Origin of the sequence: Arenimonas terrae (genome assembly GCF_006265115.1) — a bacterium.
Lineage (GTDB): Bacteria > Pseudomonadota > Gammaproteobacteria > Xanthomonadales > Xanthomonadaceae > Arenimonas > Arenimonas terrae.
This window is the reverse complement of record NZ_SMDR01000002.1, coordinates 531,556-550,739: the sequence shown is the minus strand read 5'-3', so window position 1 is coordinate 550,739 and position 19,184 is coordinate 531,556. Positions and strand designations below refer to the sequence as shown.

16 protein-coding genes and 1 tRNA gene are annotated in these 19,184 nt (G+C 72.0%); 15 read left to right on the top strand and 2 right to left on the bottom strand.

Features of this window, described 5'->3' with window-relative positions; all coding sequences use genetic code 11:
* The first annotated feature begins 2 nt into the window (after positions 1–2).
* From E1B00_RS11260 to E1B00_RS11250, 3 genes are read left to right on the top strand one after another with little or no spacing between them, the layout of a single operon-like run.
* Entirely contained in the window at positions 3–398 is a 396-nt protein-coding gene (locus tag E1B00_RS11260) for a hypothetical protein (protein WP_139448771.1), read from the top strand.
* A gap of 42 nt (positions 399–440) precedes the next feature.
* Positions 441–1,121 carry a response regulator transcription factor gene (locus E1B00_RS11255; RefSeq protein WP_139448769.1) on the top strand — a complete coding sequence of 227 codons (681 nt, stop codon included), beginning with the start codon at positions 441–443 and terminating at the stop codon, positions 1,119–1,121.
* Positions 1,122–1,127: 6 nt separating this feature from the next.
* Entirely contained in the window at positions 1,128–2,513 is a 1,386-nt protein-coding gene (locus E1B00_RS11250; RefSeq protein ID WP_139448767.1) for an ATP-binding protein, read from the top strand.
* Here the strand turns inward: E1B00_RS11250 and E1B00_RS11245 are convergent.
* Together E1B00_RS11245 and E1B00_RS11240 are read right to left on the bottom strand one after the other, a co-directional pair.
* Positions 2,510–3,259 carry a M90 family metallopeptidase gene (locus E1B00_RS11245; RefSeq protein WP_425456504.1) on the bottom strand — a complete coding sequence of 250 codons (750 nt, stop codon included), beginning with the start codon at positions 3,257–3,259 and terminating at the stop codon, positions 2,510–2,512. The two genes, E1B00_RS11250 and E1B00_RS11245, sit on opposite strands and share 4 nt — an antisense overlap.
* A 49-nt stretch (positions 3,260–3,308) precedes the next feature.
* Complete coding sequence (locus E1B00_RS11240) at positions 3,309–3,557, bottom strand: hypothetical protein (protein ID WP_139448763.1); 249 nt, start codon at positions 3,555–3,557, stop codon at positions 3,309–3,311.
* A gap of 158 nt (positions 3,558–3,715) precedes the next feature.
* On the opposite strand from E1B00_RS11240, the gene E1B00_RS11235 reads away from it, so the two are divergent.
* The 12 genes from E1B00_RS11235 to E1B00_RS11185 all read left to right on the top strand — a co-directional run bounded on the left by E1B00_RS11235 (position 3,716) and on the right by E1B00_RS11185 (position 19,125).
* The gene (locus tag E1B00_RS11235) at positions 3,716–5,530 is read left to right on the top strand and encodes a DegV family protein (RefSeq protein ID WP_139448761.1); all 1,815 of its coding nucleotides are present in this window, start codon (positions 3,716–3,718) and stop codon (positions 5,528–5,530) included.
* A gap of 31 nt (positions 5,531–5,561) precedes the next feature.
* Positions 5,562–6,182, top strand: coding sequence for a glycerol-3-phosphate 1-O-acyltransferase PlsY (gene plsY, locus E1B00_RS11230; protein WP_176693215.1), 621 nt, complete (start codon positions 5,562–5,564; stop codon positions 6,180–6,182).
* Positions 6,179–7,150: a bifunctional biotin--[acetyl-CoA-carboxylase] ligase/biotin operon repressor BirA gene (gene birA / locus E1B00_RS11225; RefSeq protein WP_139448757.1), complete on the top strand. Its 972-nt coding sequence runs from the start codon at positions 6,179–6,181 to the stop codon at positions 7,148–7,150. Before plsY ends, birA begins: the two co-directional genes overlap by 4 nt.
* Positions 7,147–7,899: a type III pantothenate kinase gene (locus tag E1B00_RS11220; protein ID WP_139448755.1), complete on the top strand. Its 753-nt coding sequence runs from the start codon at positions 7,147–7,149 to the stop codon at positions 7,897–7,899. Before birA ends, E1B00_RS11220 begins: the two co-directional genes overlap by 4 nt.
* Positions 7,896–8,552 (top strand): SPOR domain-containing protein, encoded by a 657-nt coding sequence (locus E1B00_RS11215; protein ID WP_139448753.1) that lies wholly within the window; start codon positions 7,896–7,898, stop codon positions 8,550–8,552. Before E1B00_RS11220 ends, E1B00_RS11215 begins: the two co-directional genes overlap by 4 nt.
* A 30-nt stretch (positions 8,553–8,582) precedes the next feature.
* Positions 8,583–8,658: transfer RNA gene (locus E1B00_RS11210), tRNA-Thr, on the top strand.
* Between the two features lie 95 nt (positions 8,659–8,753).
* Positions 8,754–14,516 carry a PAS domain S-box protein gene (locus E1B00_RS11205; RefSeq protein ID WP_220396274.1) on the top strand — a complete coding sequence of 1,921 codons (5,763 nt, stop codon included), beginning with the start codon at positions 8,754–8,756 and terminating at the stop codon, positions 14,514–14,516.
* 55 nt (positions 14,517–14,571) lie between these two features.
* Positions 14,572–15,039, top strand: coding sequence for a response regulator (locus tag E1B00_RS15650; protein ID WP_176693214.1), 468 nt, complete (start codon positions 14,572–14,574; stop codon positions 15,037–15,039).
* Positions 15,036–17,465, top strand: a complete 2,430-nt coding sequence (locus E1B00_RS11200) for an EAL domain-containing protein (protein WP_176693213.1) — start codon at positions 15,036–15,038, stop codon at positions 17,463–17,465. The genes E1B00_RS15650 and E1B00_RS11200 overlap by 4 nt, the downstream gene beginning before the upstream one ends.
* A 71-nt stretch (positions 17,466–17,536) precedes the next feature.
* Positions 17,537–17,959, top strand: coding sequence for a rhodanese-like domain-containing protein (locus E1B00_RS11195; protein ID WP_139448747.1), 423 nt, complete (start codon positions 17,537–17,539; stop codon positions 17,957–17,959).
* The gene (gene rocF, locus E1B00_RS11190) at positions 17,956–18,873 is read left to right on the top strand and encodes an arginase (protein WP_139448745.1); all 918 of its coding nucleotides are present in this window, start codon (positions 17,956–17,958) and stop codon (positions 18,871–18,873) included. The genes E1B00_RS11195 and rocF overlap by 4 nt, the downstream gene beginning before the upstream one ends.
* Before the next feature lie 111 nt (positions 18,874–18,984).
* A complete protein-coding gene (locus E1B00_RS11185; protein WP_139448743.1) occupies positions 18,985–19,125 on the top strand; it encodes an entericidin A/B family lipoprotein in 141 nt (46 codons plus the stop codon).
* The last annotated feature ends 59 nt before the right edge of the window (positions 19,126–19,184 follow it).

Here is a 19,184-nt window from a genome sequence, read left to right as displayed (position 1 = left end):
CGATGCTGAACGCCCTGCGCCCCTTGCTGCTGCTCGCCGCCCTCGCGGTGGTCGTGCCCGTGCAGGCGAATGCCCAGCAGCGGGGCGGTCAGCGTGAGGATGCCGGCGACCGCGTGCGCCAGGTCGAACGCGACGGCGGCCGCGTGCTGCAGGCCCAGCCGATGCAGCGCGGCGGCGAAGAGGTCTACCGCCTGAAGGTGCTCACCCCGGAAGGCCGCGTGCGCGTGATCCAGGGCGACCTTCAGGACCGGCCGCGCCGCGAGCTGGCTCCCCCCCGCGACCGCCTGCGCGCCACCGGCGCCCGCCCGGTGGGCAGCGCCGAACTGGCGCGCGACCGCGAAGAACGCGCCCGCCAGCGACGTGCCGCCCGCCAGGGCGACGATCCTGGCGGCAACTGATCACCCGGCCCCCGGGCCGGCCCCCTGTCGAAAGGAGACGACATGCGCGTACTGCTGGTCGAGGATGAAGCTCCGCTGCGTGAAACCCTGGCCGCCCGCCTCAAGCGCGAGGGTTTTGCCGTGGACACCGCCGGTGACGGCGAAGAAGGCCTGTACCACGGCCGCGAAGTGCCGTTCGACATCGCCGTGATCGACCTGGGCCTGCCCAAGATGTCGGGCATGGATCTGGTGAAGGCGCTGCGCGCCGAAGGCCAGAAATTCCCGATCCTGATCCTGACCGCGCGTTCGAGCTGGCAGGACAAGGTCGAGGGCCTGAAGTCGGGTGCCGACGACTACCTGGTCAAGCCCTTCCACGTCGAAGAGCTGCTGGCCCGCCTCAACGCCCTGCTGCGCCGCGCCGCCGGCTGGAGCAAGCCCACGCTCGACTGCGGCCCGGTCAAGCTCGACCTCTCGGCCCAGACGGTCACCGTCAACGGCAGCGGCGTCGACCTGACCAGCTACGAGTACAAGGTGCTCGAATACCTGATGCTGCACGCCGGCGAACTGGTGTCCAAGGCCGACCTGACCGAGCACATCTACCAGCAGGACTTCGACCGCGACTCCAACGTGCTCGAGGTGTTCATCGGCCGCCTGCGCAAGAAGCTCGACCCCGAGGGCGAGATCAAGCCGATCGAGACCGTGCGGGGCCGCGGCTACCGCTTCGCCATCCCGCGCGACGAATAAGCCGCCATGCGCGGCTGGCGCACCCTCTCGCTGCAGGCCAGGCAGCTGCTGGCGGCCAGCCTCGCGCTGGTCGCCTTCCTCGGTTTCACCGGCTACGCGCTCGACCGCGCCTTCGTCGAAACCGCGCAGAACGCCCTGCGCGAACGCCTGGCCGATCTGGCCAACGGCTACCTCTCCGGCTCGGAACTCGACCGCGGCCGCGCCTTCATCTCGCCCGAAACCCCGCCGGACATGCGTTTCATGATCCCGGGCAGCGGCCTGTACGCCAGCGTGCGCGGCGAAGGGCTGCGCTGGGAGTCGGCATCCTCGCTCGGTCGTTCGCTGCCGCCGGTGGCCTTCCTGGGGCCGGGTGAGCGGCGCTTCGACGGGCCGCTGCGCATCATCGACGCGCGCGGCATGGAGAACAGCGTCTACGCCTATTCGATCGGCGTGATCTGGGAATCGGCCGGCGACTTCCGCCTCACCTTCAGCGTCTACGAGGACGCGGCCCAGATCCAGGACCAGGTGAACGTGTTCCGGCGCGCGCTGTGGGGCTATCTGGGCCTGGCGGCGCTGCTGCTGGTGCTGGTGCAGATGCTGGTGCTGCGCTGGAGCCTGCTGCCGTTGGGCAACGTCGAGCGCGAGCTGGCGCGTGTGCGCAAGGGCCAGAGCCAGCGCCTGTCGGGCTGGCATCCGCGCGAGCTGGAGTCGGTCACCGACAGCATCAACAGCCTGATCGAAAGCGAGCGCAGCCACCTCGAGCGCAGCCGCAACACGCTTTCGGACCTGGCGCACAGCCTCAAGACGCCGCTGGCCGTGCTGCGCTCGCGGCTCGACAGCGACGCCAGCTTCGACGAACTGCGCGCCGACGTCGCCGCGCAGGTGCAGCGCATGAACGAGATCGTGTCCTACCAGCTGTCGCGTGCCGCCCGCAGCGGCCACGCGCTGTACGCGGCGCCGATCGAGATCGAGCCGCGCGCCGAAGAGATCGTCGCCGGGCTGGAGAAGGTCTACGCCGGCAAGGGCGTGCTGTGCGAGTTCGAGATCGACGCCAGCGCGCGTTTCCACGGCGAGCTGGGCGACCTGCAGGAGCTGCTGGGCAACCTGCTGGAGAACGCCTTCAAGTGGGCCGGCAAACGCGTGCTGCTGAGCGTGAAGGCCGAACCGGGGCCGGCCAACCGCCGTGCCGGCGTCGCCTTCGTGGTCGAGGACGACGGCCCGGGCATCCCGCCCGAACAGGTCGAGCGCCTGCTGCAGCGCGGCGTGCGCGGCGACGAGCGCGTGCAGGGCCACGGCATCGGCCTGTCGATCGTGCAGGACATCGTCGCCGCCTATCGCGGCGAGCTGAAGGTCGAACGGTCGGCCGAGCTGGGCGGCGCCCGCTTCGCCGTGCGTTTCCCGCCCGCGGTCTAGGCGGCCGGAATCGGCGAATCGCCGTAGAGGCGGCGCAGGTGCGCGGCCACCGCCGGCATCTCGCGCGCCAGCAGGGCCGGCGCGGAGAAATGGTATTCACTGGTGACGGCGAAGAATTCCTCGGGCGCTTCGGCGGCATAGGGGTCGATCGGCAGATCCTCGCCGGCGTCCACGCGCGCGCAGAAATCTTCGTAGGCCGACTGGAAATCGCCAGCCCATTCGCGCTGCCAGTCGGCGGGGAGGGGCGGCGTGCCGTCCATCGCGCCGTCGAGCGCGTCGAGCTTGTGCGCCATCTCGTGCGCCACCAGCAGGAAACCGGCTTCCGGTTCGGCCAGGTCGGCTTCGATGTCGTCCCAGCTCAGCACCAGCGGGCCGTCTTCCCAGGATTCGCCGGCCAGGTCCTCCTCCCACTCGGCGACCACGCCGGTGTCCTCGTCGTGGTGGCGGCGGTGCGCGCGGAAGGCGCCCGGATACACCACCACCTGGGACCAGCCGCGCAGGCCTTCGGCGCCGAACTCCAGCAGCGGCAGGCAGGCGAGCGCGGCCAGGCGCAGGCGCTGGGCCGGATCCAGCACCAGGCCATGCAGCGGCGTGATGGTCTTGCCGGCGAGGAAGCGCGCGCACAGGTCGAACAGGCGATCGCGCCGCTCCGGCGCCAGCCGGTCCAGCCAGGGCAGGGCGGCGTGCAGGGACGCGACATCGGCCGGCGCGAGCGCCGGCGGCGGGGAACGGAAGCGGCGGAACAGCGATCTCATGCCCGCAGGGTGCGGGCGGTGCGGCCGTCAGGCAAGCGGCTTAGCGGAACATGCCCGGCAGCAGGCTGTGCCAGCGCGGAGTGCCGCGCACGGTGCCGGTGCGCGGGCGGACGGGAGCGGTGGTGCCCGGACGGGCCGGCGGCGCCTTGCCGTCGGTGGTGGGTTCCTTGCCGGCGGCGGCTTCGGTCTTGGGGCAGCCGGAAGTCTCGGGATCGGCCTCGACGGCCTCGGCGGCGAGCGCATTCGCGGCGAGCAGGGAAAGGCTGAGAACGAGCAGCGGGCGGATCATGGTCGTCACCTGCGATCGGGAGTGCCCATTGGGATGCCGGCGGGCGCCCAAAGGTTGCAGCCGGATTCTATACCGGTTCCCGGAGGCTCGCCCGGGCCGGGCTTGCGGCGTTGCAGCATGGCGCCGCGAGCGGCGCTTGCGGCAGACTCCGGCAGCCCATGAATGCCGCCTTCCTCGAACTGCCGCGTCCGCTGATCCGGGGCCCCGCCCTGCGCCGGGCACTGATCGCCGGCGCCCGCCGGGTGATCGCCCAGCGCGAGACGCTCAACAAGATCAACGTCTTCCCGGTGCCGGATGGCGACACCGGCAGCAACCTCGCCTTCACCCTCGGCGGCGTGCTCGCCGGAGCCTTGAGCTGCCGCACCCAGGGCGCGGGCGACCTGCTGCGCAGGGTCGGCGAAGACGCCGTGGACGGTGCGCGCGGCAATTCCGGCGCGATCCTGGCGCAGTTCCTCACCGGCGTGGCCGAGGCCGTCGGCCCGGTGCGCGCGCTCGAGCCCGAAGCATTGGCGCGAGCGGTGCGGGCCGGCGCCGAGTCCGCGCGCCTGGCGCTGTCGGAACCGCGCGAGGGCACCATCCTGAGCGTCATCGCCGCCTTCGCCGACGCGCTGGAGCAGCGCGGCGGCAGTGGCGACCTCGGCGAGTGGTTCCGGCGCGGGCTCGAGCACAGCCGCCGCGCGCTGGCGAACACGCCCAACCAGCTGCCGGTGCTGGCGAAGGCCGGCGTGGTCGATGCCGGCGCGCAGGGTTTTGTCGACCTGCTCGAGGGCATCGGCGAATTCATCGATTCCGGTGCCGTCGATGCGGTCGGCGTCGCCGACGAGCTGCCCGCCGACGTCGAAGCCGCCGAAGCGCACGGCGAACTGGGCGACGCCGATCCCGAGCACCGCTGGTGCAGCGAGTGCCTGGTCGTGGGCGAAGGCCTGGACCGCGCCGGCCTGCGCGCGGCGGTCGGCGAACTCGGCGCGTCCTGCGTGGTCATCGCCGGCAGCGGCACGCGGCTGCGGCTGCATGCGCACGTTGCCGACCCGCGGAAGATGTTCGAGACCGCGGCGCGCTTCGGACGCGTCGAAGGCAGCAAGGCCGACGACATGCACGCGCAGGCGCGCACCGCCGCCGGCGCGGTCGGCGTGGCGGTGATCACCGACAGCGCCGCCGACCTGCCCGAGGACGTGCAGCAGCGCCTGAACATCCACATGGTGCCGGCGCGGGTGAACTTCGGCGACCAGGACTACCTGGACAAGGTCGGCCTGAGCACCGCCGAGTTCTACCGCAAGCTGCGCACCGAACTGGTGCTGCCGCGCACCAGCCAGCCGCCGCCGGGCGATTTCCGCCGGCAGTTCGAATTCCTGCTCTCGCACCACCGCGAACTGGTTTATGTCGGGCTGTCGCGTTCGGTGTCGGGCACGCTGCAGTCGGCGGAAACCGCCGCGCAGCGCGGCCACGGCGCACGCACCCACATCTTCGACACCGGCAACGCCTCCTGCGGCGAGGGCCTGCTGGCGATCCGCGCCGGCGAAATGGCGCTGGCTGGCGCCGGTGCGCCCGAAATCCTCGCCGAGCTGGCGCGGCTCAAGCCGCTGACGCCGACCTGGGCGGCGGCGCGCGACATCAGCCACGCCGTACGCGGCGGCCGCATCCCGGCCTGGGCCAAGCCGGTGGTGGAATGGCTGGGCTTCACGCCGATCGCCAAGGTGAAGGCGGACGGCAAGCTCGGCGTGGCCGGCGGCCTGGTCGGCAAGTCGCGGGTGCCGGAGCGGTTCGCGGCCTATGTCGCCAAGCGCGTGGACCGCGGCGCGCGCTGGCGCCTGATGGTCGGCCACTGCGATGCGCTGGCCGACGGCGAAACGCTGCTGGCGGCGCTGCGCGCGCGCCTGGATCTCGCCGACAGCTGGCTGGTGGAAACCGGGCCGGCGGTGGGCGCGCATGCCGGCCCCGGCACCCTCGTGGTGTCGCTGCAGCCCGCGGACTGACGGGCGTGCGGGGACGGCCCATAATGCCGGCATGACCGCGGCGCTCCTCATCGTCCTCGCCTACCTGCTCGGCTCGCTGTCCGGCAGCCTGCTGCTGGGGCGGCTGCGTGGCGTCGACATCCGCCAGCACGGCAGCGGCAACGCCGGCGGCACCAATGCGCTGCGCACCCAGGGCTGGAAGTTCGCGCTCGGCACGGTGCTGGTCGATGTCGGCAAGGGCGCGCTGGCGGTGGGCCTGGCGCAGCGCTACGGCGGCGACCTGGCCTGGCTGCCCTGGGCCGCCGCCGCCGCCGCGGTGCTCGGCCATGTCTGGCCGGTTTTCCACGGGTTCCGCGGCGGCAAGGGCGCGGGCACCCTGGTCGGTGCGTTGCTGATGCTGTGGCCGGTGGCGGTGCTGGTGCTGATCGGCGTCTGGGCGCTGGTGCTGACGATCTGGGGCTATGTCGGCCTGTCGACGATCCTGGCGGCCGCCAGTCTGGTGCCGCTGGCGCTGCTGGACGGCGCCGCGCCGCTGCGGCTGGGCTTCGCCCTGGTCTTCGCGCTGTTCATCCTGTTCACCCACCGCAGCAATGTCGCGCGGCTGCGGGCCGGCACCGAAAGCCGCTTCGAGCGCGTGCGGCTGTGGCGGCGCCTGCGCCGGGGCACCGCATGAGCGACCGCGCGCTGCTGGCCAGGCTCTGCCGCGGTCCGGCGTCCGGCGCCGAACTGGCGCGCGAGCTCGGCCTCACCCGCAGCGCGGTGTGGAAGCGGATCGAATCGCTGCGCGCGGCCGGGGTTGAAGTGGACGCCCAGCCGGGCCGGGGGTATGCGCTGGCGCGGCCGCTGGAACTGCTCGATGGCGAAGCGATCGCGGCGGCGCTGTCGCCGGCCGCGCGCACCGAGCTGGCCGGACTCGAGCTGCTGTTCGAAACCGATTCCACCAATGCCGTGGCGCTGCGCGAGCCCGCGCCCGCGCACGGCACCCGCGCCTGGTTCGCCGAACGCCAGACCGCCGGCCGCGGCCGCCGCGGCCGCGGCTGGACGTCGCCGCTGGCCGCGCACGTTTACCTCAGCCTGTCGCGCCGCTTCGACGGCGGTATCGCCGCGCTGCAGGGCCTGAGCCTGGCGGTGGGAGTCGCAGCCGCCGAGGCGCTGCACGCGGCCGGTTATCCGCAGGTCGGGCTGAAGTGGCCGAACGACCTGCTGGCCGACGGCCGCAAGCTCGGCGGCATCCTGGTCGAAGTCGGCGGCGATGCCGCCGGGCCGATGCGCGTCGTGGTCGGGCTGGGCCTGAATGTGGCGATGCCGCCGTCGGCGGCGCAGGACATCGACCAGCCCTGGTGCGACCTCGCCGCGCTGTCGGCGAGACCGCCCTCGCGCCACGCGGTGTGCGTGGCCCTGCTCGACGCGCTGCTGCCGATGCTGGCGCGCTTCGAACGCGAGGGCCTGGCGCCCTTTGTCGCCGCCTGGAACCGCCACGACCTGCTGCGCGGCCGCGCCGTGCGCCTGGTCGAAGGTGGCCGCGTGCACGAGGGCGTGGCCGCCGGCATCGCCGCCGACGGCGCGCTGCGCCTGGAGCCGTCCGAAGGCGGCGAGCTCCGGCATTTCCACGCCGGCGAAGCCAGTCTGCGCGCCGCATGATCTGGCTCCTGGACCTCGGCAATTCGCGCCTGAAGGTCGCGGCCTGGCGGCCCGACACGGGACTGGGCGAAGTGCAGGCCTGGGCGCACGGTGCCGCCGACTTCGCGCCCTCGATGCAGCGCTGGCTGGCCGGCATCGGCGCCGGCGACCGCTGCTGGCTGGCCTCGGTGGCCGGCTCCGAACTGACGGCGGGCGTGGCCGAAGCGATCGCCAGCCGCAGCCATCCGGCCATCCGCGCGCGCACCCGGCCCGAATGTGCGGGCGTGCGCATCGCCTACGCCGAACCGGCGCGCCTGGGCGTGGATCGTTTCCTGGCGCTGCTGGCGGCGCACGCGCGCGGCGACGGCCCCTGGCTGATCGTCTCCGCCGGCAGCGCGCTGACGGTGGACCTGCTCGACGGCGCCGGCCAGCACCGCGGCGGCGTCATCGCGCCCAGCCCCGAACACATGCGCGCCGCACTCGCGGCGCGCTTCCCCGCGCTGGCCTATGCCGGCGGCGAAGCCAGCGACTTCGCCGCCGACACCGCCGACGCGCTCGCCGGCGGCAGCCTGGGCGCCGCGCTCGGCCTGGTCGAACGCTCCCACCGGCAGGCCACGCGCCTGCTCGGCCGCGCGCCGCGGCTGCTGCTCAGCGGCGGCGGCGCCACGCGCCTGGCCGAGGGCCTGGAGCTCGAGGTCGAGCTGGCGCCGTCGCTGGTGCTCGAAGGCCTGGCGGTCTACGCGGCGCATTCCACAAGTGAGACTCCATGATCCTGCGTAGCCTGGTGGTGCTGTTGGTCTGCCTCAATCTCGGCGTCGGCCTGTGGTGGTCGCTGCGCCGTGACCCGGCACCGCCGCCGCCGCCCGCGGTCGAAGCCGGCACCGGCAGCCTGGTGCTGCTGGGCGAGGCCGAAGCGCCGCCCGCACCCGACGACGCCGAAGTCGGCGCGGTGCCGGTGCCGGTGGCGGACGCGCCGGTCTGCCTGAGCCTGGGCCCGTTCGCGACGCCGGCCGACCTGCGCGCGGCGATGAACGCGATGACGCCGCACGTGGGCCGCATCCAGTTCCGCGAAGTGCCCGCGACCGAACTGCGCGGCTACCGCGTTTACCTGCCGGCCGCCGGCAGCCGCGAGGCCGCGCTGGCCACCGCGCGCCAGCTCGCCGCGCGCGGCGTGCGCGACTACTACGTGGTCACCGCTGGCGCGCAGGAGAACACCGTCTCGCTGGGCCTGTTCCGCGACCTGGGCAATGCCGAGAAGCGCCGCGACGAACTGATGGCGCAGGGCTTCCAGGCCGTGCTCGAGCCGCGTACCGAAGACGCCGCGCAGTGGTGGATCGACCTCGCGGCGGAGCGCGGCTTCGACTGGCGCGCCCTGCTGCCGGGCCGCACCGAGCTCGAGGAACGCCCGGTCGACTGCACCTGAGCCGTCTTCGCGGCTAGAATCGCCGCCGATGCCGGCATAGCTCAGTTGGTAGAGCAACCGCCTTGTAAGCGGTAGGTCCCCAGTTCGAATCCGGGTGTCGGCACCAGGACTGTGAAGCACGGCGCGGTCTGCCCGATGGCGCCGGGGCGGGAATTGCGGTTCTATAGCGACTGGCTCACGGGAGGGCTGCGTCGCCAGGCCATGGTCACCGCCACGCCCGATCCGGGATCCCCCGACGGCCGCCTGCACCGCAGCGCCTGGTTGCCCGCGGCGGCGTTCGGCGTGGTGGCCGCGGTCTCGATCACCGGCTGGCTCGCCATGGAGCGCCAGGAAGCGCGCCTGGCCGACGCCGTCGTGCAGGAACGCGGCCACACCGTCGAAGCGGCGCTGCGCGCCGCCATCGTCGCCCGCGCCGCGGCCATGGACCGCATGTCACGGCGCCTGGCGCATACGCGCGACCAGGCCGAACTGTCGCGCCAGTTCGCGCTCGAATCCGGCATCTACCTGCAGCAATACCCGAGCCTGCTGACCCTGGTCTGGGCCGGGCCCGACCGCGTCGTCCGGCACGCGGCCGCCAACGAGGGCGCGGAGATCCCGCCCGTGGGTGCCGTGCTGGACGTGGACCCCGAACGCCTGGCCGACGGCGCGGCCGAGCCGGCGGCCGCCGGTTCGCGGCTGCTCGGCGGCCGCAACGGCGAACTGCTGGTGCTGCGCCGCGCGGCCGGCCCGGGTCCCGGGCCGACCTACCTGGTCGCGGCGATCGACTACGAGAAGCTGTTTCCGGTCGCGCTCGCGGACGTGGACATGGACCTGCCGCTGCGCGTGAGCCAGGGCGGCCGCGAGATCGTGTCGCGCGGCGTGCCCGACGGCGTCGCGCCGGCGCTGGAGCGCTCGCTGGACAACCAGGGCCAGCAGGTGCGCATCGAAATCTGGCGCGACGGCAAGGCGGCCGCCGGCAGCTGGCTGGACGAGCTGCTGCTGGCGGCCGGGCTGCTGGTGGGCCTGCTGCTGGCGCTGGCGCTGCGGCTGTGGGCGCGCTCGCGGGAGCGCGCCGAGCAGGCCGAGCACGCCCGCCGCGCGCTGGCCGCCCAGGTCGCCGAAAGCGAGCGCGAACACGAGGCGCGCGAAGCGGCCGAGCGCGAGCTGGGCTCTGTGTTCGAAAGCATCAGCGACGCGCTTTACGTGCTCGACCGGGACTGGTGCTTCGTGCTGGTGAACCCGCGCGCCGAGCAGCTGATGCAGCGCGAACGCGGCAGCCTGACCGGGCGCAGCGTCTGGGACGAGTTCCCCGAGGCGCGCGGCACCGAGATCGAAACCAACTTCCGCGACGCGGCCCGCGAACGTCGCACCGTCGTCTTCGAAACCTATTTCCCGCCGCTGTCGAGCTGGTTCACGGTGCGCGTGTTCCCGCACCCCGGCGGCATCGCGGTTTATTTCCAGGACATCACCGAGCGCAAGAGCGGCGACATCGCCCTGCTCAAGGCCCAGGCGACCTCGGCGCGCGCCCAGCGCCTGGCCCGGCTGGGCAGCTGGGAATACGACCTGCGCACGGGCGAGCTGAACTGGTCCGACGAGGTGCTGCGCATCTTCGGCGTCGGCGCCGACAAGCTGGCGCGCGGCCTGCCCGCCCTGATCGAGCGGGTCCACTTCGACGACCGCGCCGCGCTGCAGGACGCGCAGCGCCGCCTGCACGGCGGCGAGGGCGACATCGACATCGAATACCGGGTGCAGCGCCCGGACGGCGAGATCCGCATCGTGCGCGAGCTCGGCACCCTGGTGCGCGACGACCAGGGCCGCCCGGCGGTCGCCGCCGGCGCGCTGCAGGACATCACCCAGCAGCGGCGCAACGAAAGCGCGCTGCGCGAGCTCACCGCCCGGCTCGAGCAGTCGCTGGTGATGAACCGGCTGGTGATGGACAACTCGCTGGACGTGATCTGCGTGATCGACGGCAATGGCCGCTTCGTCCAGGTCAGCGCCGCCAGCGAACAGGCCTGGGGTTATGCGCCGCGCGAGCTGCTGGGCCGACCCTTCCTCGACCTGGTGCACCCGGACGACCGCGGCGAAACGCTGCGCGCCAATGCCGAAGTGCTGGCCGGAAAGCCGACCACGGATTTCCGGAACCGCTATATCCACAAGGATGGCCGGGTGATGACCATCCAGTGGTCGTCGGTGTGGTCGTCGCACGAGCGGCTGGGTTTTTCGGTCGCCCGCGACGTGACCGACATCGAGCGGCAGTCGCAGGCGCTGCAGCGCGCCAACGACAGCCTGCAGCGCGCGCAGGACATCGCCCGAATGGGCGCCTGGGAGCTGGAGCTGGCCACCGGACAGCTGCGCTGGTCGGAGCAGGTGTACCGCATCTTCCAGGTCGAGCCGGGGGAGTTCGCCGGCAACGCCGAGGCCTTCGCGGCACGCGTGCATCCGGACGACCTGCCGGCGCTGCAGGCCGCGCAGTCGACGGCGCTCAGGGGCGAGGCCGAGCTCGACATCCAGCACCGCATCGTGCTGCCCGGCGGCGCCATCGGCCACGTGCACGAACGGGCGCGCCTGCTGCGCAACGACCAGGGCGCGCCCTGGCTGCTGTCGGGCACCGTGCAGGATGTCACCGAGCGGGTCCAGGCGCGCGAGGCGCTGCGCAAGGAGCAGGAGTTCCTGCGCGCCATGCTCGAGAGCCTGTCGGACGGCATCGTCGCCTGCGACGCCGAGGGCCGCCTCACGCTGTTCAACCGCGCCACCCGCGAGTTCCACGGGCTTCCGCACCAACCCATCCCGGCCGACCGGTGGTCCGAACACTACGACCTGTTCGGACCGGATGGCCGCACGCCGCTGGACACGTCCGAGATCCCTCTGATGCGCGCCCTGCAGGGCGAGACGATTCGCGACCAGGAGATGGTGATCGCGCCGCGCGGCATGCCGGCGACGCGTGTTCTGTGCAGCGGCGAGCCCATCTTCGACGAGGCCGGGCGCAAGCTCGGCGCCGTGGTCGCCATGCACGACGTCACCGAGCGCAGGCGCCAGGAGGACCGGCTTCGCGAGAGCGAACTGCGCATGCGCACGACGGTCGAAAGCGCCTTCGACTGCATCGTCACCATGAGCGCCGAGGGCGATATCCTGGAGTTCAATCCGGCGGCCGAGCGTACCTTCGGCTTCCGCCGGGAGGACGTGCTCGGGACGAAGCTGGCCGACCGGATCCTGCCGCCCGAACATCGCGCCGCCCACGCCGCGGGGCTCAGGCGCCACGCCGCCGGCGGCCAGGCCCGGGTGCTCGGCCGGCGCCTGGAGATGGAGGCGATGCGCGCCGACGGCAGCCGCTTCCCGGTGGAACTGACCATCACCACGCTGGGCGACAGCTCGCCGCCGGTCTACGTCGGCTTCCTGCGCGACATCACCGACGCCAAGCGGGTCGAACGCCTCGAGGCGGGCCAGCGCGCGGTGCTGACCGGCATCGCCGCCCGCCGGCCGCTGCCGGAGAGCCTGGCCGACATCTGCCGGCTCTACGAGGCGCAATATCCGGGCGCACTGTGCAGCGTGCTGCTGCTGGACGAGCCCGGCGAACACGTGTTGCACGGCGCCGCCCCAAGCCTCCCCGATACCTACAGCCTGGCCCTGCACGGACTGGCCATTGGCGAAGGCGTCGGGTCCTGCGGCACCGCCGCGACGCGCGGCGAGCGGGTGGTGGTGGCGGACATCGCCACCGACCCGCTCTGGAAGGACTATGCCCCGCTGGCGCTGGAGCATGGCCTCAAGGCCTGCTGGTCCACGCCGGTAAAGTCGGCGGACGGCCGCGTGCTGGCGACTTTCGCCACCTACTATCGCGAGGCGCGCGAGCCGTCGCCGCCCGAACTGGTGACCATCGACTCGATGGCGGCGATGGCGGCGATGGCGATCGAGCAGGAAAACGCCTACCGCCAGCTGAGGCTGAGCGAGCAGCGGTTCCGGTCGCTTTTCGACGAGCACCCGGACGTGGTGTATTCGACCGACCTGGAAGGCCGGTTCACCCAGCTCAACCAGCATTTCCTCGCGCGGCTCGAGCGCCCGCCGCAGCAGGTGCTGGGCCACCGCTTCGACGAGCTGATCGCGCCCGAGCAGGTTGAAACGGTGCGCGCCCACTTCGAGGCCGCGGCGCGCGGCGAGGCGCGGACTTACGAGCTCACTGTCGTCACGCTCGGCGGCGCGCGCATGGACATGCGGGTGACCAACCTGCCCATGGTGGTGGACGGCCGCGTCACCGGCGTGTTCGGCATTGCCCAGGACATCAGCCTGCTGCGCAAGCACCAGCGCGAACTGGCCGATGCGCTCGACGCCGCCGAGGCCAGCAGCGCCCAGCTGCGGCGCCTGAGCCAGGCGGCGGCCGCGATGAACCGCGACCTTGCCGAGGCCGGTCTGTACCAGCAGCTCGTCGACCAGCTGCGCGACACGCTTGGCGCACACCAGGCCGTGGTCAGCGTCGAGACCGGCCAGGGGACGGCGCAGATGATCAACGCCATCTCGCTGTCGGAGAAATACGCGCGCTGGCGCGACTACGACGTGCCGATCGACGGCAGCGGCATCTACGCGCTGGTCGCCGAGACGGGCAAGCCGATCCGGATGACCCAGGCCGAGCTGGAGGCGCATCCGCGCTGGCGCGGCTTCGGCAAGCACGCCGCGGACCACCCGCCGATGCGCGGCTGGCTGGCGGTACCGCTGATCGGCAGCGATGGCGCCAGCCTGGGCGTGCTGCAGCTGAGCGACAAGCGCCGCGGCGAATTCAACGAGGACGACGAGCAGGTGGCCGTGCAGTTCGCCCAGATGGCCTCGATCGCCATCGAGCGCGCGCGGCTGATCGAGAAGCTGCGGGTGCGCGACCGGTTCTTCGAGATGTCGGCCGAGGTGTTCGTGGTCTTCGACCCAGGGGCGCGGCGCTGGATCCAGGTCAACCCGGTGTTCAGCCAGATCACCGGCTACAGCGCCGAAGAGCTGTGCGGCCGCGAGTTCCTCGAATTCATCCATCGGGACGACCGGCCGGCGGCGCGTTCCCGTTCCGACAGCCTGGCCGCGCGCGTCGGCGTGCCGCGCAATTTCCAGAACCGCTACGTCTGCCGCGACGGCAGCGTGCGCTGGCTCGACTGGGTGTCGGTGCCGGGGCCGGACGGCCTGGTGTACGGGGTGGGCCGCGACATCACCGAGCGCCGCAAGGCCGAGGCCGCGCTCGACCAGACCCTGGCCGACCTCAACAGCCGCAACCGCGAGCTGCAGGATTTCGCCTTCATCGCCTCGCACGACCTGCAGGAGCCGCTGCGCAAGATCCGCGCCTTCTCCGACCGGCTGCAGCAGCGCCACGCCGCCGCGCTGGCGCCGGAGGCCCGCGACTACCTCGACCGCACCGGCCAGGCGGCGGCGCGAATGCAGGTGCTGATCGACGATCTGCTGGCCTATTCGCGGGTCGCCCGCGGCAAGCCCTTCGTGCGGGTCGACCTGGGGTCGGTGCTGGCGGCCGTGCTCGAGGACCTGGAGGCGCGGCTGGAATCGAGCGGCGGCCAGGTCGAGGCCGGTCCGCTGCCGACCGTCGAGGGCGACCCCACCCAGCTGCGCCAGGTGTTCCAGAACCTGATCGCCAACGCCCTGAAGTTCCGTGCCCCCGACCGCGCGCCGCGGATCCGGATCGACGCGACGCCGGTGCGGATCGGCGACGCTCCCGGCTGGGAGCTGGCGTTCGCCGACAATGGCATCGGCTTCGAGCCCCGGTACGCCGAGCGCATCTTCGGCCCCTTCCAGCGCCTTCACGGCCGCCAGGACTACGAGGGCACGGGCATCGGGCTGGCCATCGTCCGGCGCATCATCGAGCGTCATCGCGGTACGATCCAGGCGGAAGGCCGCCAGGGCGAGGGCGCGACGTTCCTTCTCAGGATGCCCGAACAGCAGCCTGCGGAAGTGACCGTGCCGGTCGGGCCGATGCAGCCCCCGGGAACCAGAACGGAGTCCGAATGAACCAGGCCACCGTCCCACATCCGTCCGTGCCGGCCCCGGGAATCCGCTGCGCGCCATGACCACGCCCCGCCAGCCGATCACCATCCTGATGGCCGAGGACGATCCCGACGATCGCCTGATGACCCGGGAGGCCTTCGCCGAGTGCCGGCTGGGCAACCCGCTGCATTTCGTCGCCGATGGCGAGGAACTGATGGACTACCTGCACCGGCGGGGCGCCTATGCCGACGAGGCCCGCTACCCGATGCCCGGCCTGATCCTGCTCGACCTCAACATGCCCCGCAAGGATGGCCGCGAGGCCCTGCGCGAACTCAAGGCCGATCCGGAGCTGCGCCAGATCCCGGTGGTGATCCTGACCACCTCGAAGGCCGAAGAGGACGTCAGCGCCAGCTACCGCGACGGCGCCAACTCCTTCATCACCAAGCCGGTCAGCTTCGGCGCGCTGATCGACGTGGTGCAGGCGCTGGGCCGGTACTGGCTGCAGATCGTCGACCTTCCGGCCGAGCCGGGCAGGGGGCGCGAGTGAGCAAGGCGCCGCTGCGTGTCCTGGTGGTGGACGACGACGAAGAGGATTTCCTGATCCTGCGCGACCTGCTGGCGGACCATGCGCAGGAGCGGTTCGAACTGGCGTGGGTGGGCACGCTGCGCGAGGGCATCGAGGCGCTGCGCGCCGACCGGCACGACGTGTACATGGTCGACTACCAGCTGGGCCCGGACAACGGCATGGAGCTGGTGCGGCAGGCGGTGGCCGAGGGCGGTCGGCACCGGCCGGTGATCATGCTAACCGGCCAGGGCAATCCCGACGTGGACCGCGAGGCCCTGGCGGCAGGGGCGTCCGACTACCTGGTCAAGGGCGCGATCGACGCCGAGAAGCTGGCCCGGTCGCTGCGCTACGCCGCCGAGCGCGGCCGCCAGATCGCCGAAGTCGAGGACAGCAAGCAGCGCTACCAGCAGCTGTTCCGGCTCAGCCCCTACCCGACCTGGGCCTACGACCGCGAGACGATGCGCTTCGTCGCGGTCAACGACGCGATGGTGGCAAACTACGGCTACTCGCGCGACGAGCTGCTGTCGATGTCGGTATTCGACATCCGCGAGCCGCAGGAGGGCGAACGGCTCAAGGACTTCATGGCCGGTCGCGAGGGCGCCACCGGGCCGGCCGGGATCTGGCCGCACATCCGCAAGGACGGAAGCCGGCTGTGGGTGGAGATATCAAGCCACAACCTGGTGCTCGACGGGCGCGAGTGCCGGATGGTCATCGCCAAGGACGTCACCGCCGAGCGCGAGGCGCGCGAACGCCTGCAGCTGCTCGAGCGCGCGGTGGAGTCGAGCATCAACGGCGTGGCGATCACCGACGCCAATGCACCGGACCTGCCGCTGATCTACGTCAACCCCGCTTTCGAGAGCATGACCGGTTATTCGGCGCAGGAAGTGGTGGGCCGGAACTGCCGTTTCCTGCAGGGCCCGCTGCGCGCGCAGCCGGAGCTGGACGTGCTGCGCGAGGCGCTGCGCCAGCAGACCGACTGCAACGTCATCCTGAGCAACCAGCGCAAGGACGGCAGCCTGTTCTGGAACCACCTGTTCGTGTCGCCGGTGCGCGATGACCGGGGGCGCGTGACCCACTACGTGGGCGTGCTCAACGACCTGACCGAACGCCGCCAGGTCGAGGCCGAGCTGGCCTTCGCCGCCAACCACGACGCCGTCACTGGCCTACCCCGGTTCCCGATCCTGGAGGCCGCGCTGGCCCTAGCGCTCGATCGCGAGGGCGCCGTGGTGTCGCTGTTCTACATCGACATCGACCATTTCCACGCCATCAACGAATCCATGGGCCACCTGATCGGTGACGAGGCGCTGCGCATCGCCGCCGAACGACTGAGCGCGGTGCTGGGTGGGCCCGCTTTCCTGGCGCGCTTCGCCGGCGACGAGTTCGTGGCGATCGCGCCGGGCGCCGACGCGAAGCGCGCCGCCGAACTCGCCGACAGCATACGCACGGCGCTGGCCAAGCCGATCGAAGGCGATGGCTACCGCCTCTACCTGACCGCCAGCATAGGCATCAGCCGTTCGCCCGAACACGGCGAGAGCGGCATGGAGCTGCTGCGCCGCGCCGAAGCGGCGATGACCCGCTCCAAGCGCCAGGGCCGCGACGTGGCCTGCGAATTCTCCGCGGCCCAGATGCAGGAGCTGGAAGACCGGCTGGTGCTTGGCGCCCGCCTGCGCGACGCCATCGCCCGCAACGAGTTGAGCCTGCACTACCAGCCCCAGCTGCGCGCGGCTGATCGCCGCATCACGGGCTTCGAGGCGTTGGTGCGCTGGCACAGTCCGGAGCTGGGTCCGGTGCCGCCCGGCCGCTTCATCCCGATCGCCGAGGCCCTGGGCCTGATGCCCGAAGTCGGCAGCTGGGTGATGAACGAGGCCTGCCGGCAGCTGCGCGCCTGGGTCGACCAGGGCCGCAGCGGCTTCACGGTCGCGGTCAACGTCTCGGCCCAGCAGCTGCAGCGCCCCGACATGGTGGGCATGGTGCGCGACGCGCTGGCGCGGCATGCGGTGCCGCCCGGCATGCTGGAGATCGAGCTGACCGAAAGTTCGCTGATGGAAAACGTCGAGCGCGTGCAGGGGCGCCTGGCCGAACTCAAGACCCTGGGCGTGTCGCTGTCGCTGGACGATTTCGGCACCGGCTATTCCAGCCTGGCCTACCTCAAGCAGTTCTCGCTGGACAAGCTCAAGATCGACCGCAGCTTCGTCCGCGACCTGCCCGACAACGCCGACGACGCGGCCATCGCCCGCACCATCATCGCGATGGGCCACCAGCTGCGCATGGTGGTCGCCGCCGAGGGCGTCGAGACCGAGGCGCAGGCGTCCTTCCTGCGCGAGATCGGCGCCGACGAGCTGCAGGGTTACCACTTCGGCCGGCCGGTGGCAGCGTCGGAGATCGAGGCGCTGTTCCCGCGCGATTGAGCGCGGTTGGCGGGACGGCGACCCGGGGCTTATCCTTCGGGTCCGCCCCCGCACCGCATCGAGAACGCGCCATGCGCCGTCGCCCGTACGCCCCCGTCCTTGTCCGCTGCGTCCTGTCCGCCGCGATCGCCCTGCCGGGCCTGGCCCTGGCCGGCAAGCCGGCGGTGTCGCCGGCTGCGGTCGCCGAGCTGTCGGCCCGTGCCGACGCGCCCCTGATCCTGGACGTGCGCAGCCAGGCCGAATACGACGCCGGCCACGTGCCGGGCGCCGTGCTGATCCCGCACGACGAGCTGGCGGGCCGCCTGTCCGAGCTCGATCGCGACCGATGGGTGCTGGTCTACTGCAAGAGCGGCCGCCGCGCCGGCATCGCCGAGGCGTTGCTGGTGAAGGAAGGTTTCGAGGTACGCCAGATCGAGGGCAGCTGGAACCGCTGGTCGGCCGAAGGCCGCCCCGCGCAGTCCGTCGCGCCCGCCGCCGGGGAGGCCCGCCGATGAGCGCCGCCACCATCGCCCTGATCGGTGCGCCGACCGACATCGGTGCCGGCCACCGCGGCGCCTCGATGGGCCCCGAGGCCCTGCGCGTCGCCGGCCTGGCCGAGGCCCTGCGCGAGCGCGGCCTGCAGGTGATCGACGCGGGCAACCTGGTCGGCCCGGTCAATCCCTGGCAGCCGCCGACCGAGGGCTACCGGCACCTGGCCGAAGTCGTGGCCTGGAACCGCGCCGTGATGGACGCCGTGTACGGCCAGCTGCGCCAGGGCCGGCTGCCGATCCTGCTCGGCGGCGACCATTGCCTGGGCGTGGGCAGCATCACCGCGGTCGCGCGCCACTGCCGCGAGGCCGGCAAGAAGTTGCGCATCCTCTGGCTCGACGCCCACGCCGACTTCAACACCAGCGACGTCACGCCCTCGGGCAATGTGCATGGCATGCCGGTGGCCTGCCTCTGCGGCCTGGGTCCGCAGCCGCTGACCCACCTGGGCGGCAGCGCACCGGCGATCCAGCCCGCCGACATCCGCCAGATCGGCATCCGCTCGGTGGACCAGGGCGAAAAGCGACTGGTCAAGGAGTACGGCCTCGACATCTACGACATGCGCTACATCGACGAGATCGGCATGAAGCGGGCGATGGAGGAGGCGCTGGAAGGCGTGGACGCCGACACCCACGTGCACGTCAGCTTCGATGTCGACTTCCTCGACCCGGCGATCGCGCCCGGCGTCGGCACCACGGTGCCCGGCGGCCCGAACTACCGCGAAGCGCAGCTGGTGATGGAGATGATCGCCGACACGGGGCGGGTGGGTTCGATCGACATCGTCGAGCTCAACCCGGCCTTCGACGAGCACAATCGCACCGGTCAGCTGGCCGTGGACCTGGTCGAGAGCCTGTTCGGCAAGTCCACGCTGATGCGCGATTGAGCGCCGGTCTCCGGCCAGCGTGAAGTGGCGATGAAGCCCGGGCCGGGCTGCGTTGACAGGGGTCGGCCGGGCGTTAGACTCGTGCCGTCCCCACGACTCAAGGAGTTCGCCATGACCCGTACCCGACTGATCCTCATCGCCCTGCTGGCCGCGTTCGCGCTGTCCGGCTGCAACACCGTCAAGGGCTTCGGCCAGGACGTGAAGAAGGCCGGCGGCGAGCTCGAGGAAGCGGCCGACGACGCCAAGAACTGATCCAGGCGATCCGATGTGCGGAAGGCCGGGCGGAGACGCCCGGCCTTTCGCTTTTCCGG